General features: G+C 40.6%; 21 protein-coding genes. 10 read left to right on the top strand and 11 right to left on the bottom strand.

All coding sequences use genetic code 11. From position 1 onward, the window contains the following. Nucleotides 1–74: 74 nt before the first annotated feature. Together AC6CIB_RS12960 and AC6CIB_RS12955 are read right to left on the bottom strand one after the other, a co-directional pair. Nucleotides 75–578 carry an NUDIX domain-containing protein gene (locus AC6CIB_RS12960; RefSeq protein WP_498281230.1) on the bottom strand — a complete coding sequence of 168 codons (504 nt, stop codon included), beginning with the start codon at nt 576–578 and terminating at the stop codon, nt 75–77. 59 nt (nt 579–637) lie between these two features. After that, nucleotides 638–1,855 carry an NAD(P)/FAD-dependent oxidoreductase gene (locus tag AC6CIB_RS12955; protein WP_044338140.1) on the bottom strand — a complete coding sequence of 406 codons (1,218 nt, stop codon included), beginning with the start codon at nt 1,853–1,855 and terminating at the stop codon, nt 638–640. Nucleotides 1,856–2,351: 496 nt separating this feature from the next. On the opposite strand from AC6CIB_RS12955, the gene AC6CIB_RS12950 reads away from it, so the two are divergent. Both AC6CIB_RS12950 and AC6CIB_RS12945 read left to right on the top strand, forming a co-directional pair. Further along, a complete protein-coding gene (locus tag AC6CIB_RS12950; protein WP_427599018.1) occupies nt 2,352–3,350 on the top strand; it encodes an NAD(P)/FAD-dependent oxidoreductase in 999 nt (332 codons plus the stop codon). A gap of 889 nt (nt 3,351–4,239) precedes the next feature. Further along, complete coding sequence (locus tag AC6CIB_RS12945; protein WP_498281229.1) at nt 4,240–4,884, top strand: SDR family oxidoreductase; 645 nt, start codon at nt 4,240–4,242, stop codon at nt 4,882–4,884. A gap of 50 nt (nt 4,885–4,934) precedes the next feature. On the opposite strand, the gene AC6CIB_RS12940 is transcribed toward AC6CIB_RS12945, so the two are convergent. After that, a complete protein-coding gene (locus AC6CIB_RS12940; protein WP_299743748.1) occupies nt 4,935–5,297 on the bottom strand; it encodes a HesB/IscA family protein in 363 nt (120 codons plus the stop codon). A 219-nt stretch (nt 5,298–5,516) separates the two neighbouring features. On the opposite strand from AC6CIB_RS12940, the gene AC6CIB_RS12935 reads away from it, so the two are divergent. After that, the gene (locus tag AC6CIB_RS12935) at nt 5,517–6,215 is read left to right on the top strand and encodes a DUF2225 domain-containing protein (RefSeq protein WP_498281227.1); all 699 of its coding nucleotides are present in this window, start codon (nt 5,517–5,519) and stop codon (nt 6,213–6,215) included. 100 nt (nt 6,216–6,315) lie between these two features. Here the strand turns inward: AC6CIB_RS12935 and AC6CIB_RS12930 are convergent, their stop codons facing one another. Then, nucleotides 6,316–6,573 carry a YuzB family protein gene (locus tag AC6CIB_RS12930; protein WP_498281225.1) on the bottom strand — a complete coding sequence of 86 codons (258 nt, stop codon included), beginning with the start codon at nt 6,571–6,573 and terminating at the stop codon, nt 6,316–6,318. A gap of 306 nt (nt 6,574–6,879) precedes the next feature. On the opposite strand from AC6CIB_RS12930, the gene AC6CIB_RS12925 reads away from it, so the two are divergent. Continuing rightward, nucleotides 6,880–7,947 (top strand): NAD(P)/FAD-dependent oxidoreductase, encoded by a 1,068-nt coding sequence (locus tag AC6CIB_RS12925; protein ID WP_498281223.1) that lies wholly within the window; start codon nt 6,880–6,882, stop codon nt 7,945–7,947. A 101-nt stretch (nt 7,948–8,048) separates the two neighbouring features. Here AC6CIB_RS12925 and AC6CIB_RS12920 read toward each other — a convergent pair whose 3' ends face one another. Beyond that, the gene (locus tag AC6CIB_RS12920; protein WP_498281222.1) at nt 8,049–8,375 is read right to left on the bottom strand and encodes a YuzD family protein; all 327 of its coding nucleotides are present in this window, start codon (nt 8,373–8,375) and stop codon (nt 8,049–8,051) included. Between the two features lie 855 nt (nt 8,376–9,230). Here AC6CIB_RS12920 and AC6CIB_RS12915 point away from each other — a divergent pair. After that, nucleotides 9,231–9,467 carry a NifU family protein gene (locus tag AC6CIB_RS12915; RefSeq protein WP_034763763.1) on the top strand — a complete coding sequence of 79 codons (237 nt, stop codon included), beginning with the start codon at nt 9,231–9,233 and terminating at the stop codon, nt 9,465–9,467. A gap of 48 nt (nt 9,468–9,515) precedes the next feature. Here the strand turns inward: AC6CIB_RS12915 and AC6CIB_RS12910 are convergent, their stop codons facing one another. Both AC6CIB_RS12910 and yutH read right to left on the bottom strand, forming a co-directional pair. After that, on the bottom strand, nt 9,516–10,478 hold the full coding sequence (locus tag AC6CIB_RS12910; protein ID WP_498281220.1) for a 2-hydroxyacid dehydrogenase: 963 nt from the start codon (nt 10,476–10,478) through the stop codon (nt 9,516–9,518). A gap of 89 nt (nt 10,479–10,567) precedes the next feature. Next, entirely contained in the window at nt 10,568–11,569 is a 1,002-nt protein-coding gene (gene yutH, locus AC6CIB_RS12905) for a spore coat putative kinase YutH (protein WP_498281219.1), read from the bottom strand. A gap of 285 nt (nt 11,570–11,854) precedes the next feature. On the opposite strand from yutH, the gene AC6CIB_RS12900 reads away from it, so the two are divergent. Both AC6CIB_RS12900 and sda read left to right on the top strand, forming a co-directional pair. Continuing rightward, nucleotides 11,855–12,355, top strand: a complete 501-nt coding sequence (locus AC6CIB_RS12900) for a phosphatidylglycerophosphatase A family protein (RefSeq protein ID WP_498281217.1) — start codon at nt 11,855–11,857, stop codon at nt 12,353–12,355. A 146-nt stretch (nt 12,356–12,501) separates the two neighbouring features. Further along, the gene (gene sda / locus AC6CIB_RS12895) at nt 12,502–12,624 is read left to right on the top strand and encodes a sporulation histidine kinase inhibitor Sda (RefSeq protein ID WP_498281422.1); all 123 of its coding nucleotides are present in this window, start codon (nt 12,502–12,504) and stop codon (nt 12,622–12,624) included. Here the strand turns inward: sda and AC6CIB_RS12890 are convergent. The 3 genes from AC6CIB_RS12890 to AC6CIB_RS12880 all read right to left on the bottom strand — a co-directional run bounded on the left by AC6CIB_RS12890 (nt 12,621) and on the right by AC6CIB_RS12880 (nt 14,765). Next, on the bottom strand, nt 12,621–12,872 hold the full coding sequence (locus tag AC6CIB_RS12890; RefSeq protein ID WP_498281215.1) for a helix-turn-helix domain-containing protein: 252 nt from the start codon (nt 12,870–12,872) through the stop codon (nt 12,621–12,623). The genes sda and AC6CIB_RS12890 overlap by 4 nt on opposite strands. Before the next feature lie 564 nt (nt 12,873–13,436). Beyond that, nucleotides 13,437–14,201: a TIGR01457 family HAD-type hydrolase gene (locus AC6CIB_RS12885; protein WP_498281214.1), complete on the bottom strand. Its 765-nt coding sequence runs from the start codon at nt 14,199–14,201 to the stop codon at nt 13,437–13,439. 126 nt (nt 14,202–14,327) lie between these two features. Further along, entirely contained in the window at nt 14,328–14,765 is a 438-nt protein-coding gene (locus tag AC6CIB_RS12880) for a DUF86 domain-containing protein (protein WP_498281212.1), read from the bottom strand. A 129-nt stretch (nt 14,766–14,894) separates the two neighbouring features. Between AC6CIB_RS12880 and AC6CIB_RS12875 the strand changes: the two genes are divergently transcribed. Together AC6CIB_RS12875 and AC6CIB_RS12870 are read left to right on the top strand one after the other, a co-directional pair. After that, on the top strand, nt 14,895–15,164 hold the full coding sequence (locus tag AC6CIB_RS12875) for a DUF3055 domain-containing protein (RefSeq protein ID WP_498281210.1): 270 nt from the start codon (nt 14,895–14,897) through the stop codon (nt 15,162–15,164). Between the two features lie 77 nt (nt 15,165–15,241). Beyond that, nucleotides 15,242–15,544 carry a cytosolic protein gene (locus AC6CIB_RS12870; protein ID WP_113968993.1) on the top strand — a complete coding sequence of 101 codons (303 nt, stop codon included), beginning with the start codon at nt 15,242–15,244 and terminating at the stop codon, nt 15,542–15,544. Nucleotides 15,545–15,587: 43 nt separating this feature from the next. Here AC6CIB_RS12870 and AC6CIB_RS12865 read toward each other — a convergent pair whose 3' ends face one another. After that, nucleotides 15,588–15,863 (bottom strand): YutD family protein, encoded by a 276-nt coding sequence (locus tag AC6CIB_RS12865; RefSeq protein WP_113968994.1) that lies wholly within the window; start codon nt 15,861–15,863, stop codon nt 15,588–15,590. Between the two features lie 102 nt (nt 15,864–15,965). Here AC6CIB_RS12865 and AC6CIB_RS12860 point away from each other — a divergent pair, with 102 nt between their 5' ends. Then, entirely contained in the window at nt 15,966–16,694 is a 729-nt protein-coding gene (locus AC6CIB_RS12860) for a YhcN/YlaJ family sporulation lipoprotein (RefSeq protein ID WP_498281208.1), read from the top strand. Nucleotides 16,695–16,710 lie beyond the last annotated feature (16 nt).

Raw genomic sequence — 16,710 nt, 5'->3', positions numbered from 1 at the left:
ATGTACCGCTAAGAAAGCGAATACATTTGTGTTTTCCTTTCATTATCTCTTTTTTTCTTAAAATTTACAGAATTTTATAAAAATAGTTTGTACTGCGTGTAGGAGAATTGATCCCCTGGATTGATCCCTTCTATCGGGCTTAATATGTTTTGAACACCCAATTGCTTGATCATCTCATGCACCATGACGGACGTTTTTTCATCTTCCAATAATTCGTGAGGTGACTTCCATTGAACATCCCACAACTCTTTTTCTTCAATCTGAATAGAAGAATTCCCCTTGCTTTCCAACAGAAAGATCAGCATGTTATCGCTGACATCAGCTTGGATGACACCTGACCGGACTCCTACAATCCCTTTGATGATTGTATGTATACCTGTTTCCTCTCTTACTTCTCTGATAACCGCATCATCGACTGCTTCTCCCGAATGGACGAAACCAGCAGGCAGAGACCACATCCCTTTCAAACCGCTGTATTTCTTTTTCACCACAAGCCATTTACCATTCTCATCTATGACCAGTCCAGCTACCGCAAGCCAAACCTTCCCTCTTTTCACTCTCGAACACCTCCGTAACATTTCCCCACAACAAAAAGCAGAGCGGAATCCACCCTGCTTTTCATTTTATTCATTAGAGCTTAAAAGAATTTGAACTTTCCTTTTTTGAAGACAAGGGATGGTCCACCAACCATGTAAAGCGCACGGTTATCGACTACCTTCTTCATGAAAGAAGCTTTTGTTCCAGTGATTTTCTTACCGTAAACGACACCGATTGCGTCGTCTTCACCCAGTGAACATACTGTTCCTTTGATGTCTGGAGTGAATTCTTCCAAGTGATCTTTACCGTGCAGTAAAGAAGCAATGTTTCGGGCACATACTTCACCTTGTTGCATCGCGATTTGTGCAGTCGGCGGGTATGGACGCTCAGTTTCTTCATTGATCATAAGTGAACAGTCACCGATGATGAAGATGTTATCATGTCCTGGAGCGCGAAGATCTTTGTTGATTTTTACACGGGCACGCATGTTTTCGATTCCAGCTCTTTCGATGATGGAGTTACCGCGTACACCTGCAGCCCATACGATCGTACCAGCCTTGATTTCTTCTACTTCATCTTCCCCTTTAGCGATTAAGACACTGTCAGCCTTCGCTTCTTTAAGTGGTGTTCCGATGTGGAATTCTACACCTTTTTTCTCAAGCTTGGCACGCGCGTATTTCACTAACTCAGGATCGAATCCAGGAAGAATCATCGGTGCAGCTTCCACGCACACAATGCGTACTTTTTTGCGATCGATATCATATTCATGACAAAGCTCAGGAACACGGTTACCCAATTCACCCAAGAATTCGATTCCAGTGAATCCTGCTCCACCTACCACGATTGTAAGGCGGTCGTCTTTCTTCTCTTCTTCGTTTTTATACGTAGCAAATTGTAATTCGATATGCTCACGGATTTGACGGGCAGAGTTGATGTTTGAAATCATGAATGCATGCTCATGAAGACCCTGGATACCGAATGTCTCAGATTCTGCACCTAATGCAACAACCAAGTAATCGAATTCAACTTCACCGTCACTTGTGATGACTTTCTTTTCTTCTACTTTAATATCTTCAACTGTAGCTTGTAAGAAGTTTACTTTGCTTGTGTTGACAACATCTTTAATGTTGTAACGTACACGATCATGATGAAGTGTACCCGCAGAAGCTTCGTGTAACCAAGTGGTTTCGTAGTGATAATCATTTTTATTAACTAAAATAATTTCTGCTTCATTTGTACCTAATTGCTTTTGAAGACGAGTTACCGTCATTAATCCACCATAACCTGCACCTAATACAACGATTCTTGGCTTTCTCAACTGAATCACATCCACCTTTTTTGATAAATTTGCTTTGGATACTCTTAGAGTCCTCCACATCATGCTTTTTTATCCCGTTCCATCCGATGCTATTACCTTTTTCCCTATAGAAAAGAAACTGAAACAAATCAAACGAGATGTTTTCCTTCATTAAGAGGAAAGTTTTGTATGAAAAATAAATAAAAACGAATAAACAAGAAAGTATGTGACGTATTTCACGAACTACTACATACTTATGCGAGAATTGTCATAAATTCTTAACAATATGCCTACATTACATAATATTCTTTTTACCATGCATTTTCAAGATATATATAGGAAATTGAAAACTTAAGAATATTTAAAAAATATACCCTTCACTCATTCAATAGTCGTAGGGGACCTCATCGAAATGACTGATTATTCCCAATTATAATTTCAATTACTGTGAAGAATCGATTGCTCTATGATAGAATAAATGAAAATGTAATACATCTTAATTGTTGGAGGGATCTAGTTGAAGGAAGATCAGAAAGTGTATGATATTACAATCATAGGCGGCGGTCCTACAGGATTGTTTACGGCGTTCTATGGCGGCATGAGAAAAGCATCAGTTAAGATTATTGAGAGTTTACCACAACTCGGGGGCCAGCTGGCTACTCTATATCCTGAGAAATACATATATGATGTTGCCGGTTTTCCTAAAGTGAAAGCCCAGGATCTTGTAAATAATTTAAAAGAGCAGATGGCTAAATTTGAGACGACGATTTGTCTTGAGCAAGCTGTGGAGGGTGTAGAAAAACAGGCGGATGGCATGTTTAAGCTCACAACGGATAAAGAAATTCATTTTTCCAGGACGATCATCATCACAGCAGGGAACGGTGCATTCCAACCTCGACGCCTGGAACTTGAGCATGCATCTGAATTTGAAGGTAAGAATCTTCATTACTTTGTTGATAACTTAGAACATTTCAGAGGCAAGAAGGTTGTCATTTGTGGTGGTGGTGATTCTGCTGTTGACTGGGCCCTTATGCTTGAGCCGATTGCAGAAAAAGTCTACCTTGTTCACAGAAGAGATAAATTCAGAGCTCATGAACATAGTGTGGAGAATTTGCACAACTCAACCGTAGAACTGAAAACTCCTTATGTTCCTTCAGAGCTGGTTGTGGACGAGAACAAAATCAATCAGCTGATTTTGGAAGAAACAAAGGGTGACGAGAAGGAGATTCTTGATCTCGATGAGCTAATCGTTAACTTTGGCTTTGTTTCATCTCTTGGTCCGATCAAAGATTGGGGACTAGAAATCGAAAAGAATTCAATCGTCGTTAACTCGAGAATGGAAACGAATATTCCAGGCATTTATGCAGCAGGTGATATCAGTACCTATGATGGGAAAGTCAAACTCATTGCCAGTGGATTTGGCGAAGCACCAACAGCGGTTAATAATGCCAAAGCTTATATGGATCCAAAAGCAAGAGTCCAACCGATGCACAGTACATCCATGTTTACAGACTAAAGACCACTATGAGAGAGGCTCAGGATATCTATTCCTGAGCCTCTTTTTTATTCGCTCATTTCGCAAAGATTTTTGCTTTTTAACAAACGGTCTGCTTCGGCACTGTCAATCAGTATGTGCTGGATGGTGAGGGGAACCGCTCCGCTTGCAGCTAGCGTTCGGCGGAGCTCCTCAGCTTAGCCGAACGGGGGACTTCCGCAGGAGTCTACGCAGTTCCCCTCACCATCTTTAAGAGATTTTTTAGTGACAGAGCCAAGATGTGTCAAAAACAATCTAAATCCTCCGTGGGAATAACGATAAACATTAACTAATAACTGGATTTTGAGCTATCATAATGAGTTTAATTTGGTGCTCCTTTGTAGATAGTTTGTTTTTGGATACAAACTATCTACAATAGGAGCTTTTTTTGTGTTTGTCTATCTATATTATTAGGCCATATGGAATGTAGTAGCACAGAGTGGATTATAGCGGAAGGCACTTGACTCCTCCGGGAAATAGAGGAAAGGTCGAGACCTCACAGTCGGAACGTCGAGGAGGCTCGACTTCCTCCCCGGGGAATCTTGTGCCTGGAGTGGAAAAGAACGGTCCACGTTTTGTTCCCACACTCATCCTCTAGCGGAAATCAATCACTTCTTTATTCTCTAAGATAGCCATAAACTTAGCGAAAAGAGCCTTTTATTTGAAAGAGAGACAACAGGGGGAATATGGAGTACACCCCAAATGATAACAGCAAAAAGATTACCGCTCTTATGAAACAGAGTATCCAATTGCAGAAATAATGTGTTAAACATCCATCCCTTTCACACCGGCCCATCAAATTGTTTATTTTAACAGTGAATGGGTAGACCAATAATAAGATGAAAAAACTTAGATAAAGGATGATGGATGCATGAATGTACTTGTGATTGGAGCAAACGGTCATACTGGCCGACACATAGTGAAAGAACTTTCAAACAGCAGTCAACATTTCGTGAGAGCCATGATTCGAAAGACAGAACAAGCCAAGGATATGGAAGACCTAGGGGCAAGACCGATTGTCGCAGATCTCGAACAGGACTTCTCCTACGCACTCGAAAATGTGAATGCCGTTATTTTTGCTGCTGGTAGCGGTGGTTCAACAGGAGACGATAAGACACTTGCGATCGATCAGGAAGGGGCAAAGAATGCAGTGGATTATGCGAAGAAGATGGGAATTGAGCGCTTTGTGATGCTAAGCTCAATGGGTGCAGATAACCCATCAAGCGGCCCGGATACACTACAGTTTTACTTAAAAGCGAAAGGAGCTGCGGATGCCCACTTGAAGGAAAGCGGTCTAAATTTCACAATCGTCCGACCTGGCTCCCTTTCATTCGATGAAGGGACAGGGAAGATTGAAGCTTCTACCTCCATTGAAGACAAAAGCAGAGACATATCACGTGAAGATGTTGCGAAAGTACTTGTCGACTCCTTGACCATCGAAGAAACAAACCACAAGGTATTCGAAATCCTGAGCGGTGACACACCTGTTGAAGAGGCATTGAAGAATATATATTAAGACTAAAAAAGGGACGGACCTCCAAAGTGGAGGTCCGTCCCTTTAATTTATCAGCAATTCTCCGGTGTACCCTTATTCGTCGCCGTCACGAACGATGATCCGCATCCGCATGAAGCGATGGCATTCGGATTATCGATGGTGAACCCGCCGCCCATCATAGACTGCTTGTAATCTATTTTGGTACCGTTCAAAATAGCAGCATCATTTTTAGCTACAACAAGCTTGATTCCATGCTGTTCCAGTGTTGTATCCCCATCTTGAAGCTCATGTTCAAATCCCATTCCATAAGAAAGGCCGCTACAGCCTCCCCCTTTTACCGCTACTCGTAACATGGCATCTGTTTCGTCATGTTCCTTCATCATATCTTTAATCTGAAGGGCCGCGGCTTCTGTCAGAATGACTACTTCACTCATTCATTACACCCCCAACCTTTTCATATCTTACTTCTTAGTATACTCCTTTCTATTTTACTACTCAACCAAAGGGGCTTTGGTGAATGATTGGAAGGAAACTTTTTATTCATATCAATTAATTCATGACTTTTTGCTTATCATTATGTAAAAAACACTAGTCCTTTCTCCTTCTGCCAAGGTATAATTAAGGCAAATAGTCCCGATTATGAGGTGATATTCATGACGGTAGTGACGCCCTTTTATGATAAAAAAACACAGTGCCATTCGTGTAAACACTCGTACAGTACGACAAGGATCAGGTCCCGTTTTGTGAAGGTAGCAGGATATGACAGTGACTTTTGTCCCCTGTATGAGTCAATTGATGTAAATCCTTTACTCTATAACGTTTCTGTTTGCCCTAAATGTGGATTTTCTTATACGGATGATTTCACAGCATACATACCTCCTGTTCTCAAAGAAGATCTGGAAAAGAAAATCAGCCTGCACTGGAAGCCACAAGATTATGGAAAACTGAGATCATATAACGATGGGATTAATACATATAAATTGGCCGCCTACTGTGCCCTTATTAAAAAGGAAAAAAAGGTGACCTTAGCAGGGTTGTATCTCCGGACAGCTTGGCTTTATCGAAAGACCCAAGAAAAAGAACAAGAAAGACGATTCATTAACCTTGCTACTCATGAATACATTGATGCCTATTTGACAGATGGCGTATCGGGTTCTTTGATGTCCGAAACGAAACTCCTGTATATGATCGCGGAATTATTGAGAAGACAGGATAAAATCGAGGAATCGGTCGTTTATCTATCTAAAGTCATTAGTAAACAACATCTCTCCACCGAACCGAAGATCATTGAAATGGCTAGAGAGAACTGGTACGAAATACGGGATCGTTATAAAGAAGCAAAGTCTTTGTAAAAGAAAACTAGTGGTCACTCCACTGGTTTTTTTACTTTCTAGAACACATACACAATTTTAAAAACCAAAAAAACAAGCCAGTCACAAGACCAGCTTTTCTTTAGAACATCGGATTATCTTCAAGAAACTGATAGATATGATCCACCAGTTCTTCAGGTGTATCCCCTGTTACGACTTCACCATTGACAAGAGCATAACAGGATTGGGCGCATTTCCCGCAGTAACCCAGGCATCCATACTCAATGACATCAAGGTTGGGGTCTCTCTCTAATATCTCAAGCGCTTTTTGCGCACCACTAGCAAGATTGCTTATACAAAATTCTATAATAGGTTTCAATTCTATCACCTCACTACTCATTGTTATGCTATCTTTTTTTATCATTATCGTCAATCATTTGATTCCATGTAATGGTATAACAGATTGTGAACATTTTCGCTTATTTCTGTTGTGAAAACACCGTTATTTCGATATACTTTTAATGTTAATAGGTTTACTATTGTAATAATTGCGCGAATTATGCTTCATATTGAAAATGCTTACTTTTTCAGGACCCGTTTCGACGTGAATGTCCTTTCAATCCCGTCCCAAACAATTACTGGGATAAATCATATATAAACACACTATTTCATTCATAATGTGAGTGCAAAAAAGGGGAAATTTTTCATGAAACAATTAGTGCTGCTTGGCGGAGGATATGGGAACATGCGCGTTCTTCTTCGCTTATTACCCAACCAATTACCTGAAGATGTATCGATTACCCTGATTGATCGAAATCCTTACCACTGCCTTAAGACGGAATACTATGCTTTAGCCGCTGGTACGATTTCAGATCAACATGTACGCGTATCATTCCCGGAACATGCCCGTTTATCCTACGTGTACGGAGATATCTCCGGAGTGGACATGGAAAACAAACTCGTAAATATGGGAGATCAAGATCCAGTTCCTTATGACGACCTTGTGATTGGACTCGGTTGTGAGGATAAATATCATAATGTACCTGGAGCTGATGAACATACTTATTCCATTCAAACAATAGAAAAATCCCGTAAGACATACCAAACCTTATGTAACCTTCCAGCTGGTTCCATCGTAGGAATCGTTGGAGCTGGTTTAAGCGGGATTGAGCTTGCGAGTGAGCTTCGTGAGAGTCGTTCTGACTTGAAAATTAAGCTATTCGATCGCGGTCCGCGTATTCTTAATGCCTTCCCTGAACGTCTAAGCTCTTATGTTCACAGTTGGTTCGACGAGAATGATGTAGACATCGTTAATAGCTCGAATATTACAAAAGTGGAGCCAAACACCCTTCATAACCATGAAGAACAGATTTTCTGCGATGCCATCGTTTGGACGGCGGGTATTCAGCCAAGCAAAGTCGTTCGTGATATGGATGTTGAAAAGGATGCAAGCGGTCGCGTCATTCTGACAAAGTATCATAACCTGCCTCAGGATGAGAATGTGTACGTGGTTGGTGACTGCGCAAGCCTTCCTCAAGCTCCAAGTGCTCAGCTTGCTGAGGGACAAGCAGAACAAATCGTGACAGTCTTACTTAAACGTTGGAAAAACGAAGAACTCCCTGCAGAATTACCTAAGATCAAGCTAAAAGGAATTCTCGGTTCACTAGGAAAGAAACATGGTTTCGGTCTGGTAAACGAGCGCTCCATCACAGGTCGTGTCGCTCGTTTGTTGAAGTCTGGTGTGTTGTGGATGTATAAGTATCATAATGGATGATGAAAAAAGAACCGCGATGTGCGGTTCTTTTTTTGGTGCAGCTCTAATGATCCACTAAAAAAGGCTAACCCAATCAGAAAAGCCTTTTCAATCCCCACGAACTAAACCGCTTTATACCCATACTTTTCAAGCTCAGAGTAAATCGTCTTTAAACGGGGATTCCCTTCGCCGACAATATTTCCTTCTAACAGGACAATTGGATAAAACATATCCTCTTCAATCACTCTTGAAGCAAACTGCTTTACGACTTCATCCTCAGGAGGATTGTGAATATCTACATATTTAATCACGAAGGGCTGGTTTGGATACTTTCGACTAACGGCAGCCTCAAGCCATTCGTACGTTTCTTTTGATGATGGTAAATTTACGCAGCTTGGACACAGTACTTCTGCTCCATATACGTAAAGTTCAACAGGTTTTCTCTCCATATCACTCTCTCCCCTTTGTTTCCCTCTCTTGTTTATTTTACAAAAAAAGCAGCGGGGTTGGAACGATAATGTGTGAATTTCTGTACTGGAAACTGCATTTAGAAAATTTCTTAATGCTCTTTTCGTAAATATTGTGGCTATTTTAGAGAAAAAGTAGTAGTTGATTTCCGCTACAGGATGCTCGCTTTCCCGGGGCGGGCGGTGAGCCTCCTCTTCGCTGTGCTCCTGCGGGGTCTCACCTGTCCAGCTCTGGCGACTAGCCCTCGAGGTCTAAGCTATATGGTCCAAGAAGGCAAGGAACGCCTTCTTTGGCCCATTCATCTTATGCTTGCCGGGTCTGAGCAAGCCGCCTCCGCTTTTCGGACTGTCCCCCGCAGGAGTCGAGCACCTGCAGCGAGAATCAACTTTCTAAGTATGTTTCTTTAAAAGAAATAAATAAAAACAAAAAATATTTAGCAAACAACTTTCATTAAGGTGTGTAGAGAATAATATCCTATTGAAGAAAAAGAATTTTGTTTTCTAATTAGATTGTTTTTGACACCTTCTAGATCTGTCGCGAAAAATCGTTAAAGATGGTGGTGAGGGGAACTGCGAGACTCCGGCGCATTTTGGTTGTGCCGAGACCCCATTCGGCTAAGCTGAGGAGGCTCGGCCGAACGATAGCTGCAAGCAAAGCGGTTCTCCTTACCATCCTGCACTCATTCATTGACAGATTCCTAGCAGATTCAATGTTTTTAAGCCACTAACGTTCCGAAAAAACCATTTCTAAAAAAGAAATCCCCAATAGTTTGCAGGTTGATAGATTTTTTGTGAATATGTCATTATAATAGAGAGTAAGGAAAGGAGTAGATAATTATGGCTGAAAACGAAATGATTGCACCTGTTCAGGAAGTATTAGATAAATTACGTCCGTTCCTACTTCGCGATGGTGGAGACTGTGAACTGGTGGACGTTGAAGATGGAATCGTTAAATTACGCCTTCTAGGTGCTTGCGGAAGCTGCCCAAGTTCAACAATCACATTAAAAGCAGGAATCGAACGCGCACTAGTGGAAGAAGTTCCAGGTATCGTTGAAGTAGAGCAAGTATTCTAATTCAATTCATGTTAAAGCCTAAATCCTTAATCGGATTTAGGCTTTTTTTCATTGTACTTCCGTCTTCGGTTGTTCTCCTTTTAAAACTGCCTGAATGTTCTCCACGCATAAGGCCATCATTTCATAACGCGTTTCATTCGAGGAACTGCCGATATGAGGAAGAGCGACAACTTGATTTAATGCAAGAAGAGGATGTTCGGCATCAATCGGCTCTGCTTCGAATACATCCAATCCAGCACCTGCAATGTCACCCCTCTTTAATGCTTTTTCTAATGCCTCTTCATTTACAATCGCGCCACGGGCTGCATTGATGAAAACCCCTGTATTTTTCATCATGGTGAATTGCTCTTCCTGGAACATGCCTTTTGTTCCAGCATTCAGTGGAGCAAGCACAACAACGAAATCCGATTGGATTAAAAGGTCTTCAAATGTTGCATATTGAACTCCAAGGGATCTTTCCGCTTCATGCTTCCTGGAACGATTATGATATAGAACATTCATATTGAACCCTTTGGCTCTTCTGGCTACCGCTTCGCCTATGCTCCCCATCCCGACGATGCCAATGGTTTTATGATGGATATCCGTGCCTGCCAGAAGAAGGGGTGACCAGCTTTTCCACTTTCCTTCTTTAATATAGCGATCCGCTTCAACGATTCGTCTTGCCGTCGCCATTAACAGAGCAAAGGTTAAGTCAGCCGTAGTTTCCGTTAGGACATCCGGCGTGTTGCAAATGGTTACGCCTAATTCTTTTGCCGCTTCAAGATCTATATTATCATAGCCCACCGCAAGATTGGCCACGACCTTTAATGAAGGAGATTTCTGTAATAGCTGCTTGTCTATCCGGTCCGATAGCATCGTAAGTAAAGCAGTAGCGCTCTCTGCTTTACGGAGAAGAATATCCCTTGGTACCGGAACATCCCCATGTTCCCACATGTCGACTTCAAATTCACTCTTCAATGGTGTAATCACTGATTCAGGCAATTTTCTCGTAATGTATATGGATGGTTTCATATGTATCCCCTACCTTCCCTTCACTTTTCTCCAGTTTAGCATAAAAGTGAAGGTTTACAGGGGTTAAATTCAGTGAAGACCTTGATTGTTTATAGCCATTCAACAAGGGGAATCCCCCATTTTTTCACCGGAACTTCGGACATATGATAAAAGTCAGACAGAAATGCTTCATATTGATGAGAATTTTTCAGATAACTCTCCAGCTTCTCTTCTACTACCTTCTTCTCCTGCTCAGATTCTGAAATATAATATTCCTCAATACATTCGAAATAGTGAAGGGGAAACAGGAGTCGTGAATACAGCAATCTCCATGAGAATGGTGAAAGTGGGGTGATGGATTCATACTCTCTCATAAATTCCTGAAGCTCAGGATGAAACGTTTGGCTTCTCATGAAATATCTTTCTCTCACCCATTCCGCTATGTCCCGGCTGCAGTGATCGAACACCCACTGAAATGGAAAATGAATGCAAACCTCAGTCCCCCATGTGGATTGAAGAAAACGCTCATGGCAAATCGTGCCTGCATCCTCTTGCTTCGGGTCCTCATCAAGCTCCGTATCCACCAAGTACTGAATGGCATTTTCTGACAAAGCACTGTAATAAGGATAGCTCTCAACAAAACGACGTTCAAACTCATCAGCCGGCTGATCCTGGATAACCTGATAGAACGCTTTCTCTAACTGGGCCAGCCGCTTTTCCCACAGACTCTTCCACTGTCCCATACGATTTATTTTCTCCACCTTTTCTTCAAAGGTCCGTCCCCTGAAATGGAATTTGCTTAACTTTCTTCCCAGCTTTTTATCAGGGGGAGATTGGATGCTTTCATTTCGCAGCACCACAAAGTCTTTATCTTTTTCTACAACAAGAAATCTTCCTTCGTTGTTAGGGACGAAGGTTGAAACATGCCGATCTCCCTGACTTTTAAGGTGCTCTGTCAATTTGTAGAGCTCCACTAAGGTTTCTTGTTCCATATTCGTTACGCCGACAATACTATATACTAACCCCCCAACCATATATCGATTCATCATTCCATCAAAGAATGCCCGCTCTGGATGCAATCCAAAATGATTGATTAATATTTCTTGAGACATGTTGATCTCTCCTATCTAAAGTGACCGTCTTTTTCTTTTTTCGCAGGGCGACCTGTGTCAAAGAAGTTCATTTTCATATTGTCATTTTCCTTCATTTTGAAGGACACACATTATATGAATATAACCTTTAAAGACATTTATGAATATCTGAAACTTGAGATGGGCAAGAATGAGAGTAGAAGCTATTATTATGTCTATTTTTTAAATAGGAATCATATGTGTAAAACAAGGCTTCGTCTAATCGAAATAGGGGTTTTATAATCATTCAAAGAAAAGGTGAATAGGATGAAGGATAAAGAATCAATGGATTTATTAGAGAAAACGGCACGTAAATGGCTGCATGAAAGAGGAGTAGAGATTGAAGATATCGCTCAATTGGTCATGTACCTTCAACAAAAGTATCATCCTGATCTTGAACTAAAGGAATGTGTCTATAATGTTGAACGTGTGTTAACGAAGCGGGAAGTACAGAATGCAATACTGACAGGTATTCAACTTGATATATTGGCTGAGAAAAAGATGCTTGAAGAACCGCTTCAAGCGATTATTGAAGTAGATGAAGGACTATATGGTGTGGATGAAATCCTGGCCTTTTCGATTGTGAATGTATATGGATCGATCGGATTTACAAATTATGGATATATCGACAAGCAAAAACCTGGAATTCTGGAGAGGTTAAATGATAAATCATCTGGTATGTGTCATACCTTCCTGGATGATATCGTCGGAGCTATTGCAGCGGCTGCTTCCAGTCGTTTGGCACACCGGGCGAAATGCACAGACTGAGGTTGAATAAGTATCCAATCAGACGACTGGAGTCGTCTGATTTTTTATTGATAGAAAAAGTGAATAAATACACTAACAAAATAAATCATACTGTATTCCCTAAAGGATTACATACTACATACGAAGAATAATTAAGGTGAAATCCTATACGGCCACTAAGTGACCAAGCCCTTATTGATGCCTATAAGAAAGCAAAACAGTTGAAACTCAGTAATGAATTTATCATTCTGATCGAACAAGAAATGAAAAAGAGAAAATTAGTTCATTAAAGAATCGTTTGATTATAGATGTCTTCGTGTTCCTCGCAAGTCGGCATAATGTCTTCCCACTGTACGTCCAGAGCACACACAATGGCATTCAGTTTGTTCAGGGACGGGTTCGCCTCTCCCTTTTCAATCAACGAGATATAATTAATTGTTAATCCACATTTGTGACTTAATTCTTGTATGGTGATTTCTTTTGCTCTTCTATGGTGCCTTATTTTCTTTCCGACAAGTCCTGTAACCTTAATACTCATTACCTCACTACCCTTTTAAAAATTCTTTAGAAATGACGTGGAATGTTTCGAAAATCAATTAAGAAACAGTGACTTTCATTCTTAAAGTTGTTTTTGCATTCGTAAAGAATAGTTAGAAATTGAAAAGGTATCAATGCTAATAGTCCCCTACTATCTTAGATGTTTACCCTAGTTGCATACCTTTACACTTCATTTCGTAATATTTTCTGATAGTTTTTTCAAATCCTGTCTTTCTAGTCCTTCTGAGTACTCAAATATGTGTAATGGAAAAATTAGTTAGAGGAAAAACCACATAATATTTTAGGAGTATAAATTTTCGTTCCCGCCATTATTATACTCACCAACTACTTTAGAGGCATAGATAGTCGTAAAAAAGACCATTACTTAGGTCCCTGGGTATAAATAGTATTTTGATTACTTCTTTTAACACTAGTTCTATTTTACTTATACGAACGAAGGTTGTCTATTATGAATATGTTACTAATTTAAGACATTTTTTCCATTCGAGTACTCAGAAGGGTTTAGAGGGAGTGGAAACTAAAAAATAGCCCCCACTTTCTTATATTATATATCCCATTTATCTAACGTTTCAATTGTATAGGTTGGCTGAATGTGTTTCGAACTCAAAGCCTCTTTGGTTGTGACTCCTGTATGAACAAGCAGCGTATCAAGTCCGGCGTTTATCCCGGCTAATATATCGGTATCATAATTATCTCCAACCATTAACGTATCTTTTTTAGGCACTCCTAATACAGACAGCGCCTGCTCCATAATGATTGATTCAGGCTTCCCGATAAATACCGGTTCAGTTTGTGTGGAGACTGTGACAACTGACGTAAGGGAACCATTCCCTGGAAGCAACCCTCTTTCAGTCGGGATCGCGATATCTCCATTGGTTGAAATAAAGGTAGCTCCATTTCTAACACCTAAGCAAGCGAGGGATAGCTTCTCATAATTTATTTCACGATCAATTCCCACTACCACGAAATCAGGTTTCTCATCCTGAAGGGTGATACCGTTCTCTTCCAGTGCTGAACGGATTCCTTCTTCACCGATGACATATGCCGTCCCATTCGGTTTTTTCTTTGCCATATACTGAGCTGTCGCCATTGAAGTAGTAAATACCTGTTCCTTCGTGGCATCGATACCAAAGGACTGCAATTTTTCCGCAACCTGTTCCGGTCTTCTCGAAGAATTATTGGTGACAAACAGATAAGGTAATCCTTTTTCTTGTAATCGTTTAACAAAATCTCCTGCTTCGTCGATTTTCTCTTTTCCTTTATACATTGTGCCATCTAAATCAATTAAGTAACCTTTATATTCTTTCATTGTGTACCTCCATATGCTTGTGTATAGTATGTCCAAATACCGGTAGAGCCTGTGCTTTTTTCGGTAAATTGTATTCCATAAATAAAACAAAACGCTCTCTATTTAGAAAGCGCTGTCAAATGCTGATTAATTTTTAAATGCAGACACAGGTCCCAATTCATTTTCAAGGTAGCTGCGAACATGTTGGGGAAACTTCTCTAATGAGTGGAATACCTCGTTCAAAATCGTATGTAATTGCTCATGATGGATGGCTGTATACTCTTGAACAAGAACCTTACGCTGCGCCACAAGTAGTTTAAGATCCTCACTCATCTTGTCTCCAATTACCTTTTCATCCAGAAGTATATCAATGATATCCTCATAGCTTCCTGGATCTCTCATAATGAAACCGTCGATCATACTGTTTCCTACGTCGAGTATAGATTCAATAATCGTATGAGCCATTCGCTCCAAAGCTAATTTTTCTAATGTCCCGTTCCATTGATCATGTTCACTAACAGTCGTTAACTGTTCATTCATATACATTAATATTTCCTCTATCTTTTCTCTATCTACGAAATACATGGTGCGCCCCTCTCTCTGAACGATATCCTTTATTTTAACATATTTCCCTCCCTGTCATACAGGTACATCCTGCAATTCTCAGCTCAGTTTGTTATGATGAGATAAGCAAAAAAAGAGGGGGACATCTTCATGAGTGAACGATTTTATTTATACGATGATACAGAAAATACAAAAACACGCTTTGTGAGTTTTATGGGGGAAAATCAGCGGTACGACTTAGCAATCACCCAAACAGATCGCTATTATGGGAAATCGTTAGTATTAGACCTTCAAGGCAGTCGATTTGCGATCATCGGCAGGGATGACCTTGATGAACCTGGATATGTAGAAAGTGTATTCAAGCTAACGGAGGAAGAAGCGGATGAGTTGAGGGACTTCTTAGGAGAAATCATTATGTAGTGGTTCTAACAGCGCACGATAAAGAATGAAGTCCACCCCACTCTCACATACTACAAGTATGAAAGGTGGGAGATAATATGAGTAAAGAACCAAGAGACAAAGAAGAAGAAGTATATAGTGACTTTTCCAACGTTGAAACATACCGTAATTTTATCGTTCCGGAAACACTGCCTGAAGGGCCATATGGCTCTCCCCGAGGAAAGCATACTCCCGTTGAGAACAAAAGTACTCCTTGGAAAGAAGGGCAACGATATTACAGTGCTTTCAACTATGAAAATAAATCACTTCATCAGGATATCCCACGTCAGGAGCCTGGATCACACCCTGTTCATGCAGATCCCGATGTGAATGAAGAACCTCCATATACTGAAAATAAGTAAAAGCACAAAAGGAACAAACTTTACTGTTTGTTCCTTTTGTACATTATTTATTGACTTTTTTCACAAGAAAATAAGCGCAGCCAAAATTACAGTATTCATACAAGTAATCCTTATGTGTACTCACCTTTGTGTCAAAAGAGGCTTTTTGATTATGATCATCAAAGAATCCTTTTAAGCGGAGCTGGCCATATCCCCAATCCCCAAGGATAAAGTCGTATTTACTTAAGATGTCGCTATATCTTTCCTTAAATGCTTCCTCGTTGAATCCGTCTCTAAATTCCTCAACGATTTCGTAGCATGTATTCTGCACACAAATCATCTTGTCCACCCACTTTCATTTCCTTATCTTAAATTATAACGGATTGTCCATTAATTACTATGAAAAATTGTCATAAGAGATGGACACCCTATCAAATAGGGGGTGTTTAACTTGAATAAATTCATTCTGGGTACAACTGTACTAAGTATTGCCCTAATCGGAACTGCTTGTGATGGAATTGACACGGCCAATGAAGAAATGTTTCACGACAATGGAAATACCATTAACGTGAATGACCGGGAGGACCTGTACAACGAAAATAGCTGGACGAAAAAAGGAGCTCACCGCGGTGAGGACTTCGGTTATGTTCGTCAACAGAAAAGTCCCACAGGTGGTCAAACCATTTCCACAAAGGATATGTATAGCATCAATCGAGAACAAGTAGCCGACACGATCAGCAAAATGAGTGTCTCTCTTCCAGACGTAAACGATTGTTCCACTCTTGTCACTGACGAAGAAGTGCTGATTTCATACGTGACGGACAAAAAGGATAAAGATGGCCGTTTTGAAGTAGCAGACCAAGTAAAGAAAACAGCCATGTCGGTTATTCCCCGTTGGTACCATGTATATGTGACCGATGACAAGAGCCTGATGCGCAATGTAGAAAACCTGGCCAAAATGGATAGCGATAGCCGTAACGCCAACACAGCCATTGATGATACCATCAACCTTATGCTGCAGGATTCCCCTCAGGGAAGAGATGTAGACGCAGGTGAAAACCCAAATGGTGAAATGACATCTGAGAAATACGAAATGCAAGACGACGATGTCCACAAAATCAACAAAGACCGTCAAAAGCGAAAAGATAACACAGATAACATGGTCGATTAATTAGAAGACAGAAGAG

The sequence above is a fragment of the Rossellomorea sp. GQ25 genome (genome assembly GCF_059758515.1).
This window is presented reverse-complemented; position numbering and strand designations above follow the sequence as displayed.